The following is a 20,753-nucleotide window of genomic DNA, read 5'->3' as shown; positions in this document are numbered from 1 at the left end:
CCCCGGAGGTCGCCGCGGGGATTCCGGGGGCGGCCGCGCCCCGCGTCCAGGCCGCGATCGCCGTCGCGCCGGCGGGCGGATCCCGGGACGTCCTCCCGGACGAGCACGTCGTCGTCACCGCCGTGCGGGGCACGCTGGAGCGCGTCACGGTCCGCGCGGACGGCGACGCCGCCCCCGTCCCCGGGCGCATGACCGCCGGGCGGCGCGGCTGGCGGACGCGCTGGACCCTCCGCCCCGGCACCGCCTACACCGTCTCCGCCACCGGGACGGACGGGAACGGCGCCCGCACCGCCGCCACGTCCCGGTTCACCACGCTGCGCCCGGCCGGCACCTTCCGGATCGTCGACGTCACGCCGCGGCCCGGCGAGCTCGTCGGCGTCGGCATGCCGGTCATCGTCGACTTCGACCGGCCGATCGGCCGCCGCGCGGCCGTCGAGCGCGCGCTGGAGCTGCGGACGACCCGGCGCGTCACCGGCGCCTGGCACTGGGTCACCCCGCAGCGGGTCGTGTTCCGGCCCCGCCGCTACTGGCCCGCGCACGAGCACGTCGCGCTCACCGCGCACACCGCCGGGGTGCGGGCCGCGCCGGACGTGTACGGCGCGGCCGGTCACGCCGCCTCCTTCGACGTCGGCGCCGCCCGCCTGAGCACGGTCGACACCAGGTCGCACCGCATGAGCGTGCGGATCGGCGGCCGCCTGGTGCGGACCGCCGGGATCAGCGCCGGCAAGGGCGGGCGCCGCGCGTACACCACGACCAGCGGCGTGCACCTCACGATGGGCAAGGGCGACCCGGTCGTGATGACGTCGGCGTGGATGGGCGTGACCGACCACCGGGACCCCCGCTACTACAAGCTGAAGGTGCGGCACGCGGTGCAGATCTCCAGCAGCGGCGAGTACGTCCACTCCGCGCCCTGGTCGGTGGGCGCGCAGGGCCGGGAGAACGTCAGCCACGGCTGCGTCAACGCCCCGCCCGGGTTCGCCCGGTGGTACTACGCGGGTTCCCTGCGCGGCGACGTCGTCACCGTGACCGGCACCGACCGGATCCTGGAGTGGACCAACGGCTGGGGATACTGGCAGCTGCCCTGGACGCGCTGGGTCACCGGCAGCGCCCTCGGCCACCCGGTCAGGACCGTGCCCGCCCACCGGCCGCGCTGACACCGGCCGGCCGGCGGCGGAGCCGGCCGCGTGCCATCGCCGTGAGGTGGGCGAGCTCCGGCACGCCCATCACGCGGCCCACCGCGAAGTAGAGGACGGCGCCGCCGAGCCCGCCCACCAGGACCGCGAGGACGCCGGGAAGCCGCTCCCCCGGCATGCGGCCGAAGCCCCACACGACCGCCGCCGCGAAAGCCAGCGCGGGCAGCGCCGCCACGTGCAGGCGGGTGAGCGTGGCGGCGATGCGGCGCCCGTCCGCGCCGCCGAGCCGCCGGCGCAGCACCAGGAACGCCCCGGCCGCCCCGACGGCGGAGAACAGCCCGGACGCCGCCGGAAGCCAGGTCACGACGTCGGACGGCGGGACGCAGCGCAGCAGCAGCACCGCCGCGACCGCCTGCGCGATCCCGGCCGGGACCGCGATCAGCCCGGCGGAGCGGGTGTCGCCGAGGGCGTGCAGCACGCGCGTCAGCAGCTGGTGGACGGTGAACGGGACGACCATGAGCGCGAACACCGCGAGCACCGCGCCGACCCGGCGCGCCGCGTCCGGCGTCACGCTGCCGTAGGAGAACAGCGCCACCGAGCCGGGGACGGCGAACACCAGCATCCCGAGCGACAGCGGGACGAGCAGCGCGCAGGCCAGCCGCAGGCCGCGCGACAGGTCCGCGCGGACCAGGTCGCGGCGGCCGCCGGCGGCGTGCGCGCTCATCCGGGGCAGCAGCGCCGTGATCAGCGACACGGCGACCACCGCGTGCGGCAGCTGGAAGAGCACGAGGGCGAGCTTGTAGGCGGCGAGGCCGCCGCCCTCCGGATGGCCCGCGGCGGCGGCGCGGGCCCCCGCGCGGGACGCCACGTTCGCGATCACGAGGACGCCCGCCTGCGCCACGGCGACGTAGAGCAGCATCCAGCCCGTGGTCCGGGCGGGCTCGCGGAGCCCGGCGCCGCGCAGGTCCATGCGCGGCCGCCACCGGAACCCGGCCGAGCGCAGCGTCCACACGAGCAGCGCGGTCTGGACGAGCGTGCCGAGCACGGAGCCGACGCCGAGCACCGTCAGCTGCGCGTCGGTGACGGTGGCGGTGGTCCGCCCGCGCCCGGCGACCCACAGGAACGCCCCCGCGGCCGCCGCCGTGATGAGGTTGTTGGCGACCGGCGCCCACACCGCGGCGGCGAACCGCCGCCGCACGGTCAGCATCGTGCCCGCGAGCCCGCTGACGCCGATGAAGAAGACCTGCACGAGCAGCAGCCGGGTGAGCAGGACCGTGACCTCGCGCTGCCGTCCGGTGTAGTCGCCCGCGTACAGGGAGGTCAGCCGGTCCGCGGCGAGCACGGCCAGCACGGTGAGGACGGCCAGCGCGGGCAGCGCCGCGCCGAGCAGCCGCCGCTCGATCGCCTCGCCCCCGTCGGCGTCCCGCATCCGCCGCCGGACCAGGAACGGGACCAGGACGCCCGCGAGCAGCCCGCCGAGCAGCAGCTCGTAGACGGTGTAGGGGATCATCTCGGCGGTCTGGTAGGCGTCGCCGAGCAGGGCGGTACCGAGCGCGGAGCCGACGGCCAGGGTGCGGACGAACCCGGTCAGGCGGGACGCGACCGTCCCGGCCGCCATGACGGCGCCGGCGCGCGCCAGGCCCGGCGGGGCGCCGCCGGGCCCGGGGCGGGGCACGTCCCCGGCCGCCCGGTCACGGTCCGGGCGTCGTTCGTCGTCCCGCGTGTGCTCCTGCATGGGCGCTCCCGTCGTTCTCGACGGGAGTATGACCGGGCGGGAAGGGCGCGGCCCTCGGCCGAAAGGACGGGTTCCGGCCCGCGGGGTCGGCCGAACGGGCGATTCGGGCCGGGCCGCGGGCCGGGACCCGGGTCAGGCGGCGGCGAACCGGATCGCCGACACGGCGATCACGGCGACCGCCGCGACGGCGTAGGCGGACGAGGCGAGCACGACGACCCGGACGCGGCGGTCCTCCGGCAGGCGGGTGTAGGTCAGCAGCCACGCCAGCGCGGGCAGGACGAGGATCGCGTGCATGGTCACCGCGTGCGCGGGCTTCAGCGCCCCGGCCACGTGGTAGGCGGCCTGCTGGTGGCCCGTCTGGACCAGGGCCACCCCCCTGGCGATCATCACCGCGCCGGAGAGCAGCGCGAACATCAGGGCGACGAACCCGACCCGGACGGCGATGGTCATGCTGCGCGCGGTGCCGGGCGCGGCCCGGAAGGACGCGATCGTGAACATCACCAGGGTGACGATCAGGATGACGCCGCCCGCCGCGAGCCCCCGGGAGATCGCGGTGTCCAGCGGCGTCTCCATGTTGAAGTGGGACGGCCTGCGCCGCCACGCCTGGAGCGTGATCATCCCGACCTCGGCGACGCAGTCGGCCGTGAACACGCCGAGGATCACGTTGCGGGCGCGCGCGCCGAGGGGGACGTAGGAGGTCACCCAGGCGATCGAGGTCAGCGTCAGCCCGAAGGACAGCCCGAACGTGACGGCCTTGCGCCACGACACCGGTCCCTCCCAGGGCCCGCCGTCCACGGCGAACACCAGCAGGTGGAACAGGCCGGACGCGAACAGCGCGGCCCCGATCGCGTAGGCGACGCGCTCGACGCGCCGGCCGTCCGTCCAGACCGCCCGGACGCCCGTCGCCGCCTGCGCCACCGGTACCCCGAACATCACGACCTCCATGAATGAGTGAGTACTCACCCAGCGTACCGTGCCCCGTCAAGCGACGCGTCCCGACCCCGGCCCCGGCGGGGCCCCGCCAGCGCGGCGAGGGCCCGTCCAACGACGAACGGCGGGCCGGGGGCCATGGCGGATGCCATGACCCCCGGCCCGCCGCGGGCGGACGCCGCCGGGGCCGGCGGGCGGATCAGCGCAGCGTCTCGATCGCCGGCGTCCGGAGGGTGCGCCGCGCCGCGCCCCAGGCGGTGACGCCGGTGAGCACCGCGGCGAGCGCGACGACCCCGAGGTAGGTCCACACGCTGCCGTCCGGCGTGGCCGAGTCCATCCGGGCGAGGCCGTACGGCACGATCGTGAAGACCGAGGCGACCGTCCCGCACAGGACGCCGGTCACGGTCAGGACCACCGCCTCCAGCGTCACGGTGCCGAGCACCTGGCCGGGGGTCGCGCCGGCGAGCCGCGTCTGCCCGAACTCCCGGCGCCGGTGCGCGGTCGCGGCGACCAGCGTGTTCACCAGCATGATCGCGGTGAACAGCACCACCATCCCGATGACCACCAGGTTGAGCGTCTCGATGCTCTTCTGCTCGGCGGTCTTGACCAGGCCGCCGGCGTCCATCGCGGCGTTCTCGGTGGCCTGCATGAACAGCGTGCCGACGGCGGTCCCGGTGAACAGGATGACCGGGGTCACCGCGGCGGCCATGGCGCCCGCCCGGCGCCCCATGGTCGTGACCGCGAGGTCGCCGGTCACCCCGAACAGCGAGCGCAGCGGCGCGGCGAGCAGCGCCGTCACCCGGCGCATGATCAGCGGGGACAGCAGCGCCAGCCCGATCGCGGCGAGGATGTCGGCCTGCCCGGCGGTGGCCATGGCCTGGCTGCCCTCGTCGCGCATCACCGTGACGGTGAGGACCGCGAGGTCCGCCGCCAGCGCGAGGAACAGCCCGGCGAACACGACCCGCTTGCGGCTCATCCGCGCGGTGCCGGTGGACGCCTCCATCAGCGACTCGGTCACCCGGACGCGGCCGGCGCGGCGCGCGGTGATCAGCGCGGCGGCGGTGGCGGACACGAAGGTGATGCCGAGGCCCATCGACAGCGCGATCGGCCCGAAGGAGTGGCCGACGGCCGCCGGGACCTGGTGCGTGCGGTGCAACATCCCGAGCAGGGCGCGGCCGGTGAGGATCGCCGGCGGGACCGCCAGCAGCGCCGCCACCACGGCGATTCCGGCCGCCTCCCCGACGATCATCCGGGCGAGCTGGCCCGGCGTCGCGCCGACGCTCTTCAGCAGCGCCATCTCCGCCGCCCGCTGCCGGACCGACAGGGTGAGCGTCGAGGTGACGGCGAAGACCACCAGCAGCAGCCCCCAGCCGCCGACGACGCTCGCCATCATGATCAGCGTCTCCCGGGCGGGCCCGGACACGTCGCCGTCGACCGCGGTGTCCAGCATGGACGCGAACGCCATCAGGATCGTGGCGCCGAGGAACATCGACAGGAAGCTCGCGAGGAAGGCGCCGGCGCGGCGGCGCAGCGAGCGCAGGGCGAGGGCGGTCATCGTCCGGCCCCCGTCATCGCGCGCTGGCGCTCGACGTCCTCGGCGAGGCGCGTCATCCGCTCCGCGACGGCCTCGGCGGACGGCGTGGGCAGGTGCCCGACGATCCGGCCGTCGGCCAGGAACAGCACCGTGTCGGCGTAGGAGGCGGCGACCGGGTCGTGCGTCACCATCACCACCGTCCGCCCGTACCCGCGGACGGCCTCGCGCAGCAGTCCCAGCACGTCCCGGGCGCTGCGGGTGTCGAGCGCGCCGGTCGGCTCGTCGCCGAACAGCACCCGCGGCTCGGTGACCAGCGCCCGCGCGATCGCCACCCGCTGCTGCTGCCCGCCCGACAGCTCCGCGGGCAGGTGCCCGAGCCGGTCGCCGAGACCGACCCGCTCCAGGACCGCCTGCGCCCGCTCCCGGTCCACCCGGCGGCCCGCGAGCTTCAGCGGCAGCGTCACGTTCTGCATGACGGTGAGCGTCGGCAGCAGGTTGTACTGCTGGAAGACGAACCCGATCCGCTGCCGCCGGAACCTCGTCAGCGCCGCCTCGCTCTCCCCGGCCAGTTCCGCGCCGTCCACGAAGATCCGGCCCTCGGACGGGACGTCCAGCCCGGCGGCGCACTGCAGCAGGGTGCTCTTCCCGGAACCGGAGGGGCCCATCACGGCGGTGAACGACCCCGCCGGCAGCGACAGCGACACCCCGTCCAACGCGACCACCTGGTTGTCCTCGGTGCCGTACACCTTGCGCACGTTCTCAAGCCGGAGCGCCTCGTCCCGCGACGTCCCCGCGGGCGTGCCCGCCCTCTGGCCCGCCGCCTTGCCCGCCGCCCTGCGTCCGAGCATCGTCCTCACCTCTCAGCTCCGGTGCCCCCTCATGGGGCGCCGCTGAGAAAGAAACTACGGACGCCCGCAGGCCGCGAGGATGGGTCCAGCACGCCGACCGGGGTAGGCAAAACCCCACCTTTGGAACGCGCCGACCAGGAGCCCCGGCCGTGAGATGGGCGAGGATGGGGACATGGAAGCGGTACCTGAGGACTGGGACCGGGCGCTCGCGATCGTGGCGCATCCGGACGACCTGGAGTACGGCGGGTCCACGGCCGTCGCCAAGTGGACCCGGCAGGGCAAGACGGTGACGGAGCTGCTGGCCACCCGCGGGGAGGCCGGGATCGACGGCATGGACCCCGACGAGGCGCGCCGGGTCCGCACCGGTGAGCAGCTGGAGGCGGCCCGGCACGTCGGCGTCGAGACCGTCGAGTTCCTCGACCTGCCGGACGGCGAGCTGGAGTACGGCCTGCCGCTGCGGCGGGCGCTGGCCGCGGCGATCCGGCGGCACCGCCCGGAGGTGGTCCTCTCGGTGAACTTCCGGGAGACCTTCCCCGGCGGCGGCTTCAACATGGCCGACCACCGGGTGCTCGGCCTCGCGGTCGCCGACGCCGTCCGCGACGCCGCCAACCGGTGGGTCTTCCGCGATCTCGGGCTGGAGGCGTGGCGGGGTGTGCGCTTCGCGCTGTTCGGCGGGTCACCGCAGTCCACGCACTACGTGGACGTGACGGGTCACCTGCAAGAGGGCATCGACTCGCTGCTGGCGCACCGGACGTACTTCGCCGGTCTCGGCGAGGACTTCGACGCCGCGGCGTTCCTCACGGAACTCGCGGAGCCGGTGGGACGGGAGGTCGGCGTGCCGCACGCGATACCGTTCGAGCTGATCCCGAGCTGACCTGGGCGAGGCCGCGGACGAGCCGCCGGGAAGGGCCGGCCGGACACCGGCGCCGGCCCTCAGTGGCGGGCGTTCGGCCGCTTGCCCTTGTTGTGCTTTCCGTGCTTGCGGGCCCGGCGTTTGCGCGTCCTCTTCGACATGCCCCGATTGACCCTCCGGAGCGCCGCGAAGGCAAGGGACGCCCGCCCGGCCGGGGGCCGGAAAACCGGCGGGCCGCACGTCCGGAACGGAGGTGCGGCCCGGTGGGCGGCGGTGGCGCCGGGGTCAGCGGACCTCGGTGATCTCCGGGCCGCGCTCGAACGGGTCGAAGGTCTCCACGGCCTCCTCCTCGGCGTTCTCCCCGGCCTCGCTGAACTCCTGGGGGATCTGCAGCTCCAGAAGGTCGCGGGGCGGCATCGGCGCGTCGCCGCGCACCACGACCACGCCGCGCAGCACGTCCTCCAGCACCTGCCACTGCTCCTCGTCCTCGATCGCGGCGCCCTGCACCACGGCCTGGAGGAACCAGCGGGGACCGTCCACGCCCAGGAAACGGATGATCTGCGGCGCCCAGCCCTGCTCGACGAACTCGGCGGGGATCTGCTCGCGGACCTCCTGCGGCATCTCCGCGAGGACCTCCTCGGTCAGCGGCGCGGGCACCATCGCCAGCAGCTCGGGACCGAACGGCCCCTCACCCTCCTGGGTCTGGCCCTGGGCCTCCTCCTGGATGTCCTTGGCGGTCTCACGCCGGACGTCCTCCCAGATGCCGCTGCGCTTGGGCGCGGCGAACACCTGGAGCTGCATCGCGCTCTCCTCGTACTGGACGAGCACCGCGACGGGCCGCCCGTCGAGGGGGTTGCCCTCCTCGTCCACCTGGGTGGCCTCGAAGTTGACCTGGAACCCGAGACCGGGCGCCACGGGGACCTGGAGGGACCCGAAGTCGAGCCGCTGGAGCTCGGGGAAGGAGTCCTCGGAGTCCCAGGGGCCGCCCGAGCCCGCCTCGGCCGCGGTCTCCTCCTGCTCGGCCTCCTCGTCGACGGCCTCCGCCGACTCCTCGGTCACCCCGGGGTCCTTCTCGGGCTCCTCGGCCTGCCGGCGACGTCCAAAAGCCACGACTCACGCTCCTTCTCGACTGTGCTCATTATCCGCGAACCCGCCCGTGGAGCCGAATCCGCCGGTTCCGCGCGCCGATCCGGGAAGCTCGGCGACCTCGTGGAACACCGCGTGCTCCACCCGCTGCACGACCATCTGGGCGATGCGGTCCCCGCGCCGCAGCGTGACGGGGGCGCGGAGGTCGGTGTTCAGCAGGGTCACCTTGATCTCACCCCGATAGCCGGCATCGACCGTACCGGGTGCATTCACTATGGTCACCCCCAACCTAGCGCCCAAACCGGACCGCGGGTGAATGAAAGCCGCGTAGCCGTCCGGCAGCGCGATCGCCATGCCCGTCGGGACGACGGCGCGCTCTCCGGGGGGCAGTTCCACGTCGACCGCGGCGACCAGATCGGCCCCGGCGTCGCCCGCGTGGGCGTACTGCGGCAGGGGCAGCCCGGGGTCAAGCCGCTTGATCAGCACATCGACCTTGCTCACGGTCCACCTCACGCTCTGGGAGCCTCGCGCCGGTCCCGGCGGCGGGGCGGCCGGAGGCCACCCGACCTTACCGGGGGCCGGGTGCGGGGCCGCCCGCAAAACGCCGCGGGTCCCGGCGGCACACTACCCGCTCGCGGGAGGGGCCGTTCGCCGGCGGGACGGGCCGTGGGAACCGATCGGGCGGCCCGCGCGTCCGTCAGGACGGAACCCTGAACGAGAGGTCGGCCGTGCCCTGGTCATCGGTGATCGCCACGCTGCTGAAAGTCGCCGCCGTGGCCGGCTGGGCCGTGTCGGCGCCCGGCTCGCCGGCGCTGACCGCCGCGGCGCTCACCCTCTCGGGCCTGCTGGTGCTGGCGGCCGTGCGGTCGTCCGCGCACCGGGGGCACCGGACGGCGCCCGCCCGCGTCCGCACCACCCTGCGCGACCGCACGCTGCGGACGGCCTTTCTCCCCCAGCGCGACCCGGACGCGGCGGGCCGTCCCCGCCCGAGGGCACCCGGAACCGGGGCCGCGGCCGCCTGAGCGCGGCCCGACGCCACCGGTCTCCACCTCGCCCACGAAGGGTCCCCATGTTCCTGCTCGACACCCCCGTCTCGATCGCCCATGCCCTGGTCACAGGGCTCGCCGACGTCCTGCGCCCCGGAACGGGCGCCCTCGCCACCGCCACCGCGATCGTCGTGTTCACCGCCGCAGTGCGGCTCGCGCTGCTGCCGCTCGCCGTCGCCGCCGCCAAGGGCGAGCGGAGACGCGCCCGGCTGCTGCCCCGGCTCCAGGCCCTGCAGAAGAAGCACGCGAAGGACCCGCAACGCCTGCGGCGCGAGACCGCCGCGCTGTACGAGGAGGAGGGCGCCACTCCCCTGGCCGGCTGCCTGCCGATGGTCGCGCAGGCACCACTCTTCATGGTGATGTACCGGCTGTTCGTCTCGGCGACGATCGCCGGTCACCAGAACCTCCTGCTCACGCACACGCTCCTCGGGGCGCCCCTCGGGCAGACCTGGGTGGGCCTCGTGGGGGGCGGTCTTCTCGCCCCGCCGTCGCTGGTGTTCCTCGCGCTGTTCGCTCTGCTCGCGGTGGTGGCCACCGTGATGTCCCGGCGGGCGACGGCGACGGGCCCGATGGGGCTCGTCCTGCGGATCCTGCCGTTCGGCACCGTCGTGGTCGCGGCGTTCGTCCCGCTGGCGGCGGGCCTGTACATGCTGACGTCCGGTGCCTGGACGGCCGTGGAGAGGGCGGTCCTGCACCGCGGGACGGCTCCCGCGCCCGCCTGACGGACGGCGCGCCGAGGCCCGCCCGCCCCGCGCGTTCCGACGCGCGGGGCGGGCGGCCCGAGATCAGCCGGCGGGGGCCAGGGTGACGTCGACGGTCAGCCCTGCGGGCGCGTCCTCCAGCGCCAGCTCGGCGATCCGGCCCGCCGCGGCGAGGTCGGCCCGCGCGACGCGGGTCACCTCGGCGCCGCGGACGACGGCGCGCTCCACGTCCGCGCGCATCGACGCCTTCGCCGCCGACTTGGCCTTGCGGACCTGCCGCAGCGCCTCCCCGGTCGCGGCGAGGACGGCGGGGTCGCCGCCGGGCGGCAGCTCGGCGGCCGACGGCCAGGACGCGGCGTGCACCGATCCCCGGCGCCACCACGACCAGACCTCCTCGGTCACGAACGGCAGGACCGGCGCGAACAGGCGCAGCAGCACCGACAGCGCGGTGCGCAGCGCGGCGCGCGCCGACAGGGCCTCGGGCCCCTCGCCGTACGCCCGCGCCTTGACCAGCTCCAGGTAGTCGTCGCAGAACTCCCAGAAGAACCGTTCGGTGCGCTCCAGGGCGCGCGCGTAGTCGTAGCCCTCGAACGCCTCCGTCGCGTCCCGGACGACGCCGGACAGCGCCGCCAGCATGGCCCGGTCGAGCGGCTCGGTCGCGGCGGCGCCGTCGCCCGCCTCGCCGAGCCCCAGCACGAACTTGGACGCGTTGAGGATCTTGATGGCGAGCCGCCGGCCGACCTTGATCTGGCCGGTGTCGAACGCGGTGTCGGTGCCGGGCCGCCCGCCCGCCGCCCAGTAGCGGACGGCGTCGGACCCGTACTCGCGTAGCAGGCCGATGGGGGTGACGACGTTGCCCTTGGACTTCGACATCTTCTTGCGGTCCGGGTCGAGGATCCAGCCCGACAGCGCGGTGTCGGTCCACGGGAGCGAGCCGTGCTCCAGGTGCGAGCGGACGACCGTGGAGAAAAGCCAGGTGCGGATGATGTCGTGCGCCTGCGGCCGCAGGCTATAGGGGAAGACCCGGCCGAACAGGTCGGCGTCGTGCTCCCAGCCGCCCGCGATCTGCGGCGTCAGCGAGGACGTCGCCCAGGTGTCCATGACGTCCGGGTCGCCGGCGAAGCCGTTCGGCGCGCCGCGCTGGTCCTCGGTGTAGCCGGGCGGGACGTCCGAGGACGGGTCGACGGGCAGCGCGTCCTCGGACGGGGTGATCGGCGCGTCGTGGCGCGGCTCGCCCGCCTCGTCCAGCGGATACCACACCGGGATCGGCACGCCGAAGAACCGCTGCCGGGAGATCAGCCAGTCGCCGTTCAGGCCCTCGACCCAGTTGTCGTAGCGGGCCCGCATGTAGCCGGGGTGCCAGCGCAGCTCGGCGCCGCGCGCGAGGAGGTCGGCCCGGGTCGCGCCGTCGCGGCCGCCGTTGCGGATGTACCACTGCCGGGTCGTGACGATCTCCAGGGGCCTGCTGCCCTTCTCGTAGAACTTCACCGCCCGGCTGATCTTGCGGGGTTCGCCGTCCAGGTCGCCGGACTCGCGCAGCAGCTCCACGACCCGCTCCTTGGCGGCGAAGACCGTCCGCCCGGCCAGCTCCCGGTACGGCTCGGCGGGGACGCCCTCGGGCGGCTCGGTGGCGAGCCGCCCGTCCCAGCCGATGACCGCGCGGGTCGGCAGGTCCAGCTCGCGCCACCAGACGACGTCGGTGACGTCGCCGAAGGTACAGATCATCGCGATGCCCGAGCCCTTGCCGGGCTCGGCCAGACGGTGCGCGAGGACGGGCACCTCGACGCCGAACAGCGGGGTCCGGACGGTCGTGCCGAACAGCTCGCGGTAACGCTCGTCGTCGGGGTGGGCGACCAGGGCGACGCACGCGGGCAGCAGCTCGGGACGGGTCGTCTCGACGTAGACGGGACGGTCCTCGCCGTGGAAGCGGATCCGGTGGAAGGCGCCGGGCTGCTCGCGGTCCTCCAGCTCGGCCTGCGCGACGGCCGTGCGGAACGTGACGTCCCACAGCGTCGGCGCCTCGGAGACGTACGCCTCGCCGCGGGCCAGGTTGCGCAGGAACGCCCGCTGCGAGGCCGTCCGGGACCGCTCGCCGATCGTCGTGTAGAGGTGGTCCCAGTCCACCGACAGGCCGACGCGGCGCCACATCTCCTCGAACGCCTTCTCGTCGACCTCGGTGAGCCGCTCGCACAGCTCGATGAAGGTGCGGCGCGACACCGGGACCTGGCGTTTGGGGTCGGGCTCGGCCGGCGGCTCGAACGACGGGTCGTACGGCAGCGAGGGGTCGCACCGCACCCCGAAGTGGTTCTGGACGCGGCGCTCGGTGGGAAGGCCGTTATCGTCCCAGCCCATGGGGTAGAAGACGGCCCGACCGCACATGCGATGGAACCGGGCGACGGTGTCGGTGTGGGTGTAGGAGAAGACGTGACCGACGTGGAGCGAACCGCTCACGGTGGGCGGCGGTGTGTCGATAGAGAAGACCTCGCCGCGCGGCCGCGTGCGGTCGAAGCGGTAGACGCCGGCCTCGTCCCAGGCGCGTACCCACTTGTCCTCCAGGCCGTCCAGGGAGGGCTTGGCAGGGACGTTCGGCGTACGCGGCTGTTCCGTCATGTGCCAATGGTATTGACATCGGACCGCCTCACAGGCCGCTCGGCGCCGGGCCCGTGCCGTTCCGGTAGCGTCGGACGTGACCAGACGAGTGGAGGACGATCATGGCGGACAAGGGCGACATCGGCTATCGCGTGATGGCCGGCGCCGCCGCCTTCGCGGGCGGCTTCGTCGCGAAGAAGGCGATCACGCTGGCCTGGAAGAAGAGCACCGGCAAGGAGCCGCCGACCAACCCCGAGTCCCCCGACGTGGCGCTGTCCGAGGCGATCGGCTGGGCCGTGGTGATGGGCGTCGGCATGGAGCTCGCGCGCCTGCTGGCCACCCGTGCCGCCGCCCGGCAGTGGGCCAAGGGCACCGGCGAGCTGCCCTCGCACCTGAAGGTGGAGGTCTGACCGGGGCGTCCCGATGCGGGAGGTCCGGTGCTCCTTCGCGGGCACACGCGTACCGTGGCCGGTCCCTCGGGAGAGGGACCGGCCACGGCGCGTTCACGCGGCGGGCGGCCAGGGGGTGAGCCGCCCGGTCGATCAGGTTCCGTCCCCGGCCGTGCCGGTGCGGGGCTCGCGCCGGGCACCGGGCCGGGGCGGTCACTCCACGGGTTTCAGATGGGGATGATCGCCGGGAAGCGGGGGCGGGGTCCCGGCGATGCCGCGGAGATCGTTGCGAACCCGGGCGGCGAGGGCCCTGGTCGCCGCCCGGTTGAGCGCGGCGCCGGCGGCCGCGCCGGTCAGGAACGGGCCCATCGTGCTCATGTGGCGCCCGAAGGTGCGGAGCATGCGCTTGCGCAGCGCCGCCTTGGCTGCGCCGCCGAGCGCGCTGGCCAGCGACTCGTCCTTCAGGGGGTTGATGCCGCGCCGGCGCGCCCACGAGGTGGTGAACGCCGCGCCCCGGACGGTGCCGCCGCCCTCGACGCGAACGCCGTACACCTCGTACAGCTCGGCGATCATCTTGACCTCGATCGCCGCGACCACGAGGGTCTCGGCGGCGAGCTGGGCCGGGGCCGTGAGCAGCAGCGGAGGGGCGGCGAACTCGACCGCGGCGAGCGCGCCGCCGGCGGCGCCGACGGCGGTCGTGGCGTTCCCGGCCACCCGGACGAGGTTGTCGGCGAGCGCCTCGCCCTCCAGCCCGCGATGGTGGCGGCGCAGCGTCTCCAGGTCGCGGATCGGGATGTGCGGGGCCGCCTCGGCGAGCAGGTCGGCGAGCCAGCGCCCGCGTCCGACGCCCGCGGCGCCCACCTTGCGCGCGCTCTGGCCGAGCAGCCCGGCCAGGCGCCCGAGGAGGCGGCCGCGGGTCGCGCGGTCCATCCCGTCGTCACCGGCGAGCCGGCCGACCAGCTCGCCGATCTCCGTGGAGCCGCCGTCGCCCGCCGGCTCCACCTGCCCGTCGCGTCGTTCGAGTTCTCCAGTCACCGGCCGCTCCCGGTCAGGCGGCGCACTCGCGGCAGATCGGCTGGCCGTTCTTCTCGGTGGCCAGCTGGCTGCGGTGGTGCACCAGGAAGCAGCGCGTGCAGGTGAACTCGTCGGCCTGCCGCGGAACCACCCGGAAGGTGAGCTCCTCGTTCGACAGGTCGGCGCCGGGCAGCTCGGCGACCTCACCGGCGTCGAGGTCCTCGTCGATGATGCTCGCGGCCTTGTCGGCGCGCCGGGCCTGGAGCTCCTGGAGGCTGTCCTCGTTCAGGTCGTCGTCTGTCTTGCGTGGGCTGTCGTAGTCGGTCGCCATCTTCTATCTCCATCCCCCTCAGTGCTTTATGCGCCCCGTCGCGCGGATCTAACGCACGGGGGGCCGTTCTTGTGCCCGATCCGGGCGGGAAATTCTGTCACGGTTGGTGACCTGCGACACACAAGGCGCGACCGTTCCCACGAGTGACACCGATCACCCGCGGCCATTCCCTTGCGCTGTGTCTTCGGTCACACGCCCGCCCGGACGGCCCGGCACTGATCAACGGCACTGATCACCAGCCGGGTCGCCGCCGGGGATCCGGCGGCGGCGGGGATCATATCGGTCCCGGCCGCGTCGCGCGCGCCGACCCGGCCGCCACGGGCGGGCCCCGCCGAACCGGCTGGTCGGCCGCTGAACCAGACGGTTCGGTGAAACGTCTGAACTAACGCGATATCGTGCCCGCCTGAGGTTGGGGGGCGGGCCCTCCTCGGCGAACGTCCCGGCGAAGGCCGGACACGGCGTCTCCAGGGGGTCCGGCGCGCAATGTCGCGGTACATCACTGCGGGTCACTGGAGGGTCAGATGCCGGATGCCGCTCCGCTGGAGCCGGGCGATCCTAGGGCACTGGGACAGTACGAGGTCGTCGGGCGGCTCGGGGCCGGGGGGCAGGGAGCGGTCTTCCTGGGCAGGGCGCCGGGCGGGGAGTACGTCGCCGTCAAGCTGCTGCACGCCCAGATGGCCGGCGACCCGGCCGCCCGTGCCCGCTTCACCCGCGAGGTGTCCGCGGCCCAGCGGGTGGAGCCGTTCTGTACGGCCCGCGTGATCGAGGCGGACGTCCACGGCGACCAGCCGTACGTCGTCAGCGAGTTCATCGACGGCCCGTCCCTGCACGACGTGGTCGCGCACAACGGGCCGCTGGGCGCCGCGGAGCTGGAGCGGCTGGCGATCGGCACGGTGACGGCCCTCGCGGCGATCCACGAGGCCGGGATCGTGCACCGCGACTTCAAGCCGAACAACGTCATGCTGGCCTCGGACGGGCCGCGCGTCGTCGACTTCGGCATCGCCCGGACGGTCAACTCCCAGGAGAGCGCGGTCACCGCGACGGGCATGGTCGTCGGTACCCCCGGGTACCTGGCGCCCGAGCAGCTCACCGGGGCGCCGCTCACCCCGGCGGTGGACATCTTCGCCTGGGGCGCGACCATGGTGTTCGCGGCCACCGGCCAGTCGCCGTTCGAGGGCGACACCCTCCCGGTGATCATCAACCGGATCCTCAACGAGGAGCCGGACCTGTCGGCGCTGCCCGCGGGCCCGGTGCGCGACCTGGTCGGGCGCTGCCTGTCCAAGGACGCGGGGCTGCGGCCCCCGGCCGCCCAGCTGCTGCTGAACCTGCTCGGGCACGTGGGCGCCGCGCCCGCGAACCCGGGGGCGGGCCAGGAGGACCTGCTCAACCAGGGCACCCGGATCGCCGCGCAGCTCCCGGCGCCGCCGCAGGTCCCGCCGGCACGGCACAACCCGCCGCCGCGGCCCCAGTACACACCGCCGCCGCAGCACACGCCGCCGCCGCAGCAGATCACGCCCCCGCCGATGCCGATGCACCAGGCCGGCATGCCGGGCCCGGCGACCCCGCCGCCCCAGCCGATCACCCCGCCGCCGATGCCGATGTACCAGGGGCCCGGCATGCCGAACGCGGGGCCGCCCCCGCCGCCGCGGCCGCCGGGTCCGGTCGGCGGGCCCGTCCCGCCGGTCTACGGGCCGCCGCCGCGCTCGTCCAGCTCCGCCGGGCCGATCATCGCGATCGGCTGCGGCGTGCTCGCGCTGATCGTGATCATCGTCATCGTGATCATCGCGGTGGTGGCGTCCAAGGACGACCCCGAGGACCCGCTGCCGAGGCCGACCTACAGCTACACCTACACCCCGAGCACGCCGAGCCCGGCCACCACCGGCGGGATCCTCGGCAACTACAGGGGCACGGGCCTGCAGCCGGGCGCCCCCGCCGGCCGGTCGAGCTTCCAGGTGCTGTTCTCGGTGATCCGGACGTTCGGCACCGCGCGCTACACCTACACCAGCTCGCCGACCTGCTACACCCGGCTCTCGCTGCTGTCGGGCGACGACGGCAGCGGCAAGCTCCAGTACCGGGAGACGCCGATGGCCGGGATGTCCACCTCGCAGTGCGCGCCGGGGTACATCACGTTCACCCCCTCGTCCACCGGCCTGACCATGAGGTGGGAGTGGCGGCAGAACCAGTCGGACGCCGTCGCCTCCGCGTCCGGGTACGTGACCAAGCAGTAGCGAGCGACAAGAGCACACCGTCCCCTCCCCCTCCGGAAGGACCCAGATGGCAGAGATCGCCCCTCTACGGGCGGGTGATCCGGCCCATCTCGGGCCCTACCGGCTGACCGGACTGCTCGGTGAGGGCGGGCAGGGGGCGGTGTACCTCGGCGAGGACGAGCCCGGCCACCACGTCGCGGTGAAGCTGCTGCACGCGCGCTTCAGCGGCGACCCGAAGGCCCGGTCCCGCTTCGCCGCCGAGGTGGCGGTGGCCAAGCGGGTCTCGCCGTTCTGCACGGCCCGCGTCCTGGACTCCGACGTCGAGGGCGACCGCCCCTACATCGTCAGCGAGTACATCGACGGCCCGTCGCTGTCGGCGGTGCTCGCGGCCGAGGGGCCGCGGCGCGGCGCCGACCTCGACCGCGTCGCGATCGGCACGATGACGGCGCTGGCCGCGATCCATCACGCCGGGGTCGTGCACCGCGACTTCAAGCCCGCGAACGTGCTGCTCGCGCCGGACGGCCCGCGTGTGATCGACTTCGGGATCGCGCGGGCGCTGGACGCCACCGGCACGCTGTCGAGCACGGCGATCGGCACGCCCGCCTACATGGCGCCCGAGCAGATCTCGGGCGCGCCGGTCGGGCCGGCCGCCGACGTGTGGGCGTGGGGCGCGACGATGGTCTACGCCGCCACCGTCCGGCCCGCGTTCGGGCAGGACTCCATCCCCGCGGTCATGCACCGCATCCTCAACCTGCCGCCGGACCTCGGGGCGCTCACCGAGCCGCTGCGCGGCCTCGTCGCGAGCTGCCTCAGCAAGGACCCGCTGCTGCGTCCCGCCTCCCAGCAGGTCCTGGCGCACCTGCTGCGGCTCGCCGGGAGCCTGCCCGCCGCGGGCGGCGCGGGCGAGCCCGAGGACGCCGAGATGCTCACCCAGGGCGCGGAGGCCGCCGCCGACCCCGGACGGACGGGCGCCCGCCCGCACGCCCTGGCCCCGCCGCCCTACGTCCCGCAGGCGTTCCCGCAACCGCCGGCCGCCATGCCGGTGCCCGGCCCTCCCCCCGCCGGGCACACCCCCGCGGGTCCCCTCGCGTCTGCTCCGCCCCTCACGCCGTGGGCACAGCGGGCAGAGGGCCCGGGGTGGCCCGCAGGGCACGCGACCGCGCCGGTCGTCGAGCTCACCGAAACGCCGCCGAGCCGCCGGAGGGGGAAGCGCGGCAGGCGCGTGCTGGCCGGGGTCGGCGGATCGGCCCTGGCCGTGCTGATCGTGGTGGGCACCGTGGTCGCCGTCCGGGCGACCCGCCACGACCCCGACCCGCCCACGGGACGGGTCGGCGGCACGCTGCGGATGACGAGCGCGGAGGTCACCAGCCCCGGCGGGGAGATCGACCCCTCGCACTCGCTCACCGGCACCGGCCATTTCCTGGCCAAGCAGCTGTTCACCGGGCTCACCGAGCTGGGCGCCGACGGCGTCGCCCGCAACCGTCTCGCGATCGGCATCACCCCGGACACGACGTGCGAGAACTGGCACATCACCCTCCGGGAGGGCACGCGGTTCAGCAACGGCGACCCGGTCGACGCGGCGGCGTTCGCCCGCGGCTGGGCCCGCTCCGCCGCGTCCCCGGACGGCTCCGGGCCGCTGCTGCTGTCCGACGTCAAGGGCTACCCGGACGTCGCCACCGGCAAGGCCGCCGAGCTGTCGGGCGTGAAGACGTCCGGCTCCGCCCTCGACGTCGCCCTCACCTCGCCCCACTGCGAGTTCGCGACGCGGCTGTCGGACCCCGTCTTCGCCCCGGTCCCCGTGACCGCGGGGAAGGCCGACAACAAGGTCTACAACCTCGCCCCCGTCGGCAACGGGCCGTTCCGGTTGCAGCAGTACGTGAAGGACAAGTCCGCGATGCTCGTGCGCAACGAGACCTGGGCCTTCGGCAGGACCAAGCTCGACTCGGTGACCGTCCAGCTCGGCTCGGACACGGCCCAGGGACGCGCCTCCTTCACCGCCGGTGGGACCGACTGGGCCCACCTCGGCCCCGGCGACCTCGCCACCGCCCCGAAGAACAGCCTCGTCACGGGGTCGACGCCGTTCACGCGGATGCTCGTCCCGATCACCGCGCGGGGGCCGATGCGCACCAAGGAGGCACGGCTGGCGGTCTCCTACGCCCTCGACCGCGGCAAGATCAGCACCGCGCTGGGCGGCGTCCAGCCCCCGGCCCGCGGCGTGGTGCCGATGGCGCTGCCCGGCTTCGGGCGGACCGGCCAGTGCCCGTCGTGCGACGTGCCCGACCCCGTCAAGGCCAAGGAGCTCGCGGGTCGCGCCGGCCTGCCGCCCGGCACGACCGTGCGGCTGTACCTGCAGGACACGGTCAGCGGCCAGCGTCTCGCGCCGCTGGTGCAGGCCCAGCTGGAGTCGGTGCTGGGATGGAAGATCGAGGTGAGGCACTCCCCGCTCTCCGACTTCACCGGCTTCCGCAAGTCACTCGTCGCGGGCGACGCGTCCGGGCTGGCCCTGTTCTCGTGGGGCCCCGACTACCCCGACCCGTACACGATGCTCTGGCCGCTGCTCGGCAGCACCCTCGTCGCCACCGACAAGAACCAGTACTACAACCTCTCCGGGTGGCGGAACACCCGGTTCGACACGCTCATCTCCAGCGCTCTGCGCAACACCTCCGCCGACGCTCGCACCCGCTATTACAAGGAGGCCGAGAAAGTGGCGCTGGACGACATGGCGCTGATCCCCCTGGTCTTCGACGGCCGGGCGGTGCTCGTCAGCGACAGGTACGTGGACCTGAAGATCGACTACGACGGCGACCCGACGCTCGCGACCGCCGCGCTCAAGTGACCCGGGGGGGCGGGCCCGCGGGCCCGCCCCCCGGCGCCGGTTCGGATCGGGTCAGCCGGGCGGCAGCCGGACGGTGACGATCAGACCGCCGCCCGGACGCGGGTCGGCGTACACGGCGCCGCGGTGCGCCAGCACCACCGAGCGGACGATCGACAGGCCGAGGCCCGCGCCCTTGGCGGACTCGACCCGGTCGGCGTTCAGCCGCCGGAACGGCTCGAACAGCCGCTCCACCTCGTAGGCGGGCACCACGGGACCGGTGTTCTCGACCTGCACCGTCGCCCAGCCCTCCAGGATCCCGGTGCGGATCCACAGCTCCCCGCCGTCCGCGTTGTGCTTGATCGCGTTCTCGACCAGGTTGGACACCAGGTGCTCCAGCAGCACCGGGTCTCCGTGCGCCGTTCCCGACGTCAGCTCCGGATGGACGGCGACGTCGTTGTCGTGGTCGCGGCGGGCGGACTGCTCCAGCACCGCCGCCGCCACCTCCGCCAGGTCCACCGCCGTGCGGGCGGTCAGCTCCCGCTCGCTGCGGGCGAGCAGCAGCAGGCCCTCGATGAGCCGTTCGTGCCGGGCGTTGGTCGCCAGCAGCGTCCGGCCCACCGCGCGCAGGTCGTCCGACACCTCGGGGTCGCCAAGCGCCACCTCCAGCAGCGTCCGGTTGATCGCCAGGGGGGTGCGCAGCTCGTGCGAGGCGTTCGCGACGAACCGGCGCTGGGAGTCGAACGCCTGGCCGAGCCGCTCCAGCATCGCGTCGAAGGTGTCGGCCAGCTCCTTGATCTCGTCCTCGGGGCCCTCCAGCGCGATCCGCTCGTGCAGGGTGCTCTCCGACAGCCGGCGGGCCGTCGCCGTCACCCGCTGCAGCGGGCTGAGCGCGCGGTCGGCGACGAAGTAGCCGAGGACCAGCGTGATGACCCCGACCCCGCCGAGCGCGACGAGCGACCGCCCCACCAGCTGCTTCATCGTCTGCTCGACGAACAGCCGGTGGAACTCGGCCGCCTCGGCCTCCGACAGCCCCGGCACGATGATCTTGACGTTGCCGAGGATGTTGGCCATCAGCACCGACATCACGAACAGCAGCAGCGCCCCGGCCATGAAGAACAGCAGCCCGTACAGCAGCGTCAGCCGCAGCCGCACGCTCATCCGGCTCGGCAGCGCCTTGATGTCGGCCGTGAAGGACCCGCCCTCGCGGCGCAGCCCCTTCGCCCCCGGGCTCGGCTGGGGGAACTGCTGCGGGCCGGGACGGCGCCAGGGGCCGCTGCGGCGGGTGCCCGGTGCCGCCTGCGCGGGCTGAGCGTCCTCCGGAGCCCCGGAGGCGTCCTCCGCGGCCGGGTCCCGCCCGGCCTCGTCGCGGCCGGTGTCGGTGTACCTGGAGGGCTCGTGGACGTCATTGGGACGCGCCGTCCCCCCCGGCTCCGGTCCGGCGCCGCCCGCGCCGCCGGCGCCCGGGTCGGCGGGCTCCCCGCCCGCGGGGCCCGCTCCCCCGGTCTCGAGGTCCGCGCGGTCCCGGCGGTCCGTGCCGTCGCG

Annotated in this window: 18 protein-coding genes; 7 read left to right on the top strand and 11 right to left on the bottom strand. The window is 74.6% G+C overall.

What is annotated here, in order from left to right:
* Nucleotides 1–1,154: L,D-transpeptidase (locus tag E1291_RS26195; protein ID WP_131740721.1), on the top strand; the 1,154-nt coding region annotated here is incomplete at its 5' end.
* Here the strand turns inward: E1291_RS26195 and murJ are convergent.
* The 4 genes from murJ to E1291_RS26175 form a co-directional block, all read right to left on the bottom strand.
* On the bottom strand, nt 1,123–2,868 hold the full coding sequence (gene murJ, locus E1291_RS26190; RefSeq protein ID WP_131740719.1) for a murein biosynthesis integral membrane protein MurJ: 1,746 nt from the start codon (nt 2,866–2,868) through the stop codon (nt 1,123–1,125). The genes E1291_RS26195 and murJ overlap by 32 nt on opposite strands.
* Nucleotides 2,869–3,000: 132 nt before the next feature.
* On the bottom strand, nt 3,001–3,831 hold the full coding sequence (locus E1291_RS26185) for a hypothetical protein (RefSeq protein WP_207400941.1): 831 nt from the start codon (nt 3,829–3,831) through the stop codon (nt 3,001–3,003).
* Between the two features lie 166 nt (nt 3,832–3,997).
* On the bottom strand, nt 3,998–5,353 hold the full coding sequence (locus E1291_RS26180) for an ABC transporter permease (RefSeq protein WP_131740717.1): 1,356 nt from the start codon (nt 5,351–5,353) through the stop codon (nt 3,998–4,000).
* Nucleotides 5,350–6,180 carry an ABC transporter ATP-binding protein gene (locus tag E1291_RS26175; protein WP_131740715.1) on the bottom strand — a complete coding sequence of 277 codons (831 nt, stop codon included), beginning with the start codon at nt 6,178–6,180 and terminating at the stop codon, nt 5,350–5,352. The genes E1291_RS26180 and E1291_RS26175 overlap by 4 nt, the downstream gene beginning before the upstream one ends.
* 172 nt (nt 6,181–6,352) lie before the next feature.
* Between E1291_RS26175 and E1291_RS26170 the strand changes: the two genes are divergently transcribed.
* Nucleotides 6,353–7,054 (top strand): PIG-L deacetylase family protein, encoded by a 702-nt coding sequence (locus tag E1291_RS26170; protein WP_242614378.1) that lies wholly within the window; start codon nt 6,353–6,355, stop codon nt 7,052–7,054.
* A 59-nt stretch (nt 7,055–7,113) separates the two neighbouring features.
* Here E1291_RS26170 and E1291_RS45420 read toward each other — a convergent pair whose 3' ends face one another.
* From E1291_RS45420 to dut, 3 genes are all read right to left on the bottom strand, one after another.
* Nucleotides 7,114–7,194: a 50S ribosomal protein bL37 gene (locus E1291_RS45420; protein WP_503108244.1), complete on the bottom strand. Its 81-nt coding sequence runs from the start codon at nt 7,192–7,194 to the stop codon at nt 7,114–7,116.
* A 124-nt stretch (nt 7,195–7,318) separates the two neighbouring features.
* Entirely contained in the window at nt 7,319–8,143 is an 825-nt protein-coding gene (locus E1291_RS26165) for a DUF3710 domain-containing protein (RefSeq protein WP_131740711.1), read from the bottom strand.
* A gap of 3 nt (nt 8,144–8,146) precedes the next feature.
* Nucleotides 8,147–8,620: a dUTP diphosphatase gene (gene dut, locus E1291_RS26160; RefSeq protein WP_207400940.1), complete on the bottom strand. Its 474-nt coding sequence runs from the start codon at nt 8,618–8,620 to the stop codon at nt 8,147–8,149.
* 227 nt (nt 8,621–8,847) lie between these two features.
* Between dut and E1291_RS26155 the strand changes: the two genes are divergently transcribed.
* Nucleotides 8,848–9,141: a DUF6412 domain-containing protein gene (locus E1291_RS26155; RefSeq protein ID WP_131740707.1), complete on the top strand. Its 294-nt coding sequence runs from the start codon at nt 8,848–8,850 to the stop codon at nt 9,139–9,141.
* A gap of 47 nt (nt 9,142–9,188) precedes the next feature.
* Entirely contained in the window at nt 9,189–9,887 is a 699-nt protein-coding gene (locus tag E1291_RS26150) for a YidC/Oxa1 family membrane protein insertase (RefSeq protein WP_131740705.1), read from the top strand.
* A gap of 63 nt (nt 9,888–9,950) precedes the next feature.
* Here the strand turns inward: E1291_RS26150 and valS are convergent, their stop codons facing one another.
* On the bottom strand, nt 9,951–12,476 hold the full coding sequence (valS, locus tag E1291_RS26145) for a valine--tRNA ligase (protein WP_131740704.1): 2,526 nt from the start codon (nt 12,474–12,476) through the stop codon (nt 9,951–9,953).
* A 101-nt stretch (nt 12,477–12,577) separates the two neighbouring features.
* On the opposite strand from valS, the gene E1291_RS26140 reads away from it, so the two are divergent.
* Nucleotides 12,578–12,865: a DUF4235 domain-containing protein gene (locus E1291_RS26140; RefSeq protein ID WP_131740702.1), complete on the top strand. Its 288-nt coding sequence runs from the start codon at nt 12,578–12,580 to the stop codon at nt 12,863–12,865.
* Nucleotides 12,866–13,057: 192 nt separating this feature from the next.
* On the opposite strand, the gene E1291_RS26135 is transcribed toward E1291_RS26140, so the two are convergent.
* Both E1291_RS26135 and E1291_RS26130 read right to left on the bottom strand, forming a co-directional pair.
* Nucleotides 13,058–13,879 carry a hypothetical protein gene (locus tag E1291_RS26135; RefSeq protein ID WP_165495290.1) on the bottom strand — a complete coding sequence of 274 codons (822 nt, stop codon included), beginning with the start codon at nt 13,877–13,879 and terminating at the stop codon, nt 13,058–13,060.
* A 13-nt stretch (nt 13,880–13,892) separates the two neighbouring features.
* Nucleotides 13,893–14,189 (bottom strand): DUF4193 domain-containing protein, encoded by a 297-nt coding sequence (locus tag E1291_RS26130; protein ID WP_131740700.1) that lies wholly within the window; start codon nt 14,187–14,189, stop codon nt 13,893–13,895.
* 521 nt (nt 14,190–14,710) lie between these two features.
* On the opposite strand from E1291_RS26130, the gene E1291_RS26125 reads away from it, so the two are divergent.
* Together E1291_RS26125 and E1291_RS26120 are read left to right on the top strand one after the other, a co-directional pair.
* The gene (locus E1291_RS26125) at nt 14,711–16,417 is read left to right on the top strand and encodes a serine/threonine-protein kinase (protein ID WP_131740698.1); all 1,707 of its coding nucleotides are present in this window, start codon (nt 14,711–14,713) and stop codon (nt 16,415–16,417) included.
* 46 nt (nt 16,418–16,463) lie between these two features.
* Nucleotides 16,464–19,232 (top strand): ABC transporter substrate-binding protein, encoded by a 2,769-nt coding sequence (locus E1291_RS26120; RefSeq protein ID WP_131740696.1) that lies wholly within the window; start codon nt 16,464–16,466, stop codon nt 19,230–19,232.
* A gap of 51 nt (nt 19,233–19,283) precedes the next feature.
* Here E1291_RS26120 and E1291_RS26115 read toward each other — a convergent pair.
* The coding region (locus E1291_RS26115) for a sensor histidine kinase (RefSeq protein ID WP_242614377.1) at nt 19,284–20,753 on the bottom strand (1,470 nt) is incomplete at its 5' end.

The sequence above is a fragment of the Actinomadura roseirufa genome (assembly GCF_900659635.1).
Classification (GTDB): domain Bacteria; phylum Actinomycetota; class Actinomycetes; order Streptosporangiales; family Streptosporangiaceae; genus Spirillospora; species Spirillospora roseirufa.
This window is presented reverse-complemented; position numbering and strand designations above follow the sequence as displayed.

What these genes read in the sequence shown, in the direction of transcription:
- murJ (WP_131740719.1), bottom strand. Translation starts at nt 2,868, where the DNA reads ATGCAGGAGCACACGCGGGACGACGAACGACGCCCGGACCGTGACCGG.
- E1291_RS26180 (WP_131740717.1), bottom strand. Translation starts at nt 5,353, where the DNA reads ATGACCGCCCTCGCCCTGCGCTCGCTGCGCCGCCGCGCCGGCGCCTTC.
- E1291_RS26175 (WP_131740715.1), bottom strand. Translation starts at nt 6,180, where the DNA reads ATGCTCGGACGCAGGGCGGCGGGCAAGGCGGCGGGCCAGAGGGCGGGC.
- E1291_RS26170 (WP_242614378.1), top strand. Translation starts at nt 6,353, where the DNA reads ATGGAAGCGGTACCTGAGGACTGGGACCGGGCGCTCGCGATCGTGGCG.
- E1291_RS45420 (WP_503108244.1), bottom strand. Translation starts at nt 7,194, where the DNA reads ATGTCGAAGAGGACGCGCAAACGCCGGGCCCGCAAGCACGGAAAGCAC.
- E1291_RS26150 (WP_131740705.1), top strand. Translation starts at nt 9,189, where the DNA reads ATGTTCCTGCTCGACACCCCCGTCTCGATCGCCCATGCCCTGGTCACA.
- valS (WP_131740704.1), bottom strand. Translation starts at nt 12,476, where the DNA reads ATGACGGAACAGCCGCGTACGCCGAACGTCCCTGCCAAGCCCTCCCTG.
- E1291_RS26140 (WP_131740702.1), top strand. Translation starts at nt 12,578, where the DNA reads ATGGCGGACAAGGGCGACATCGGCTATCGCGTGATGGCCGGCGCCGCC.
- E1291_RS26130 (WP_131740700.1), bottom strand. Translation starts at nt 14,189, where the DNA reads ATGGCGACCGACTACGACAGCCCACGCAAGACAGACGACGACCTGAAC.
- E1291_RS26125 (WP_131740698.1), top strand. Translation starts at nt 14,711, where the DNA reads ATGCCGGATGCCGCTCCGCTGGAGCCGGGCGATCCTAGGGCACTGGGA.
- E1291_RS26120 (WP_131740696.1), top strand. Translation starts at nt 16,464, where the DNA reads ATGGCAGAGATCGCCCCTCTACGGGCGGGTGATCCGGCCCATCTCGGG.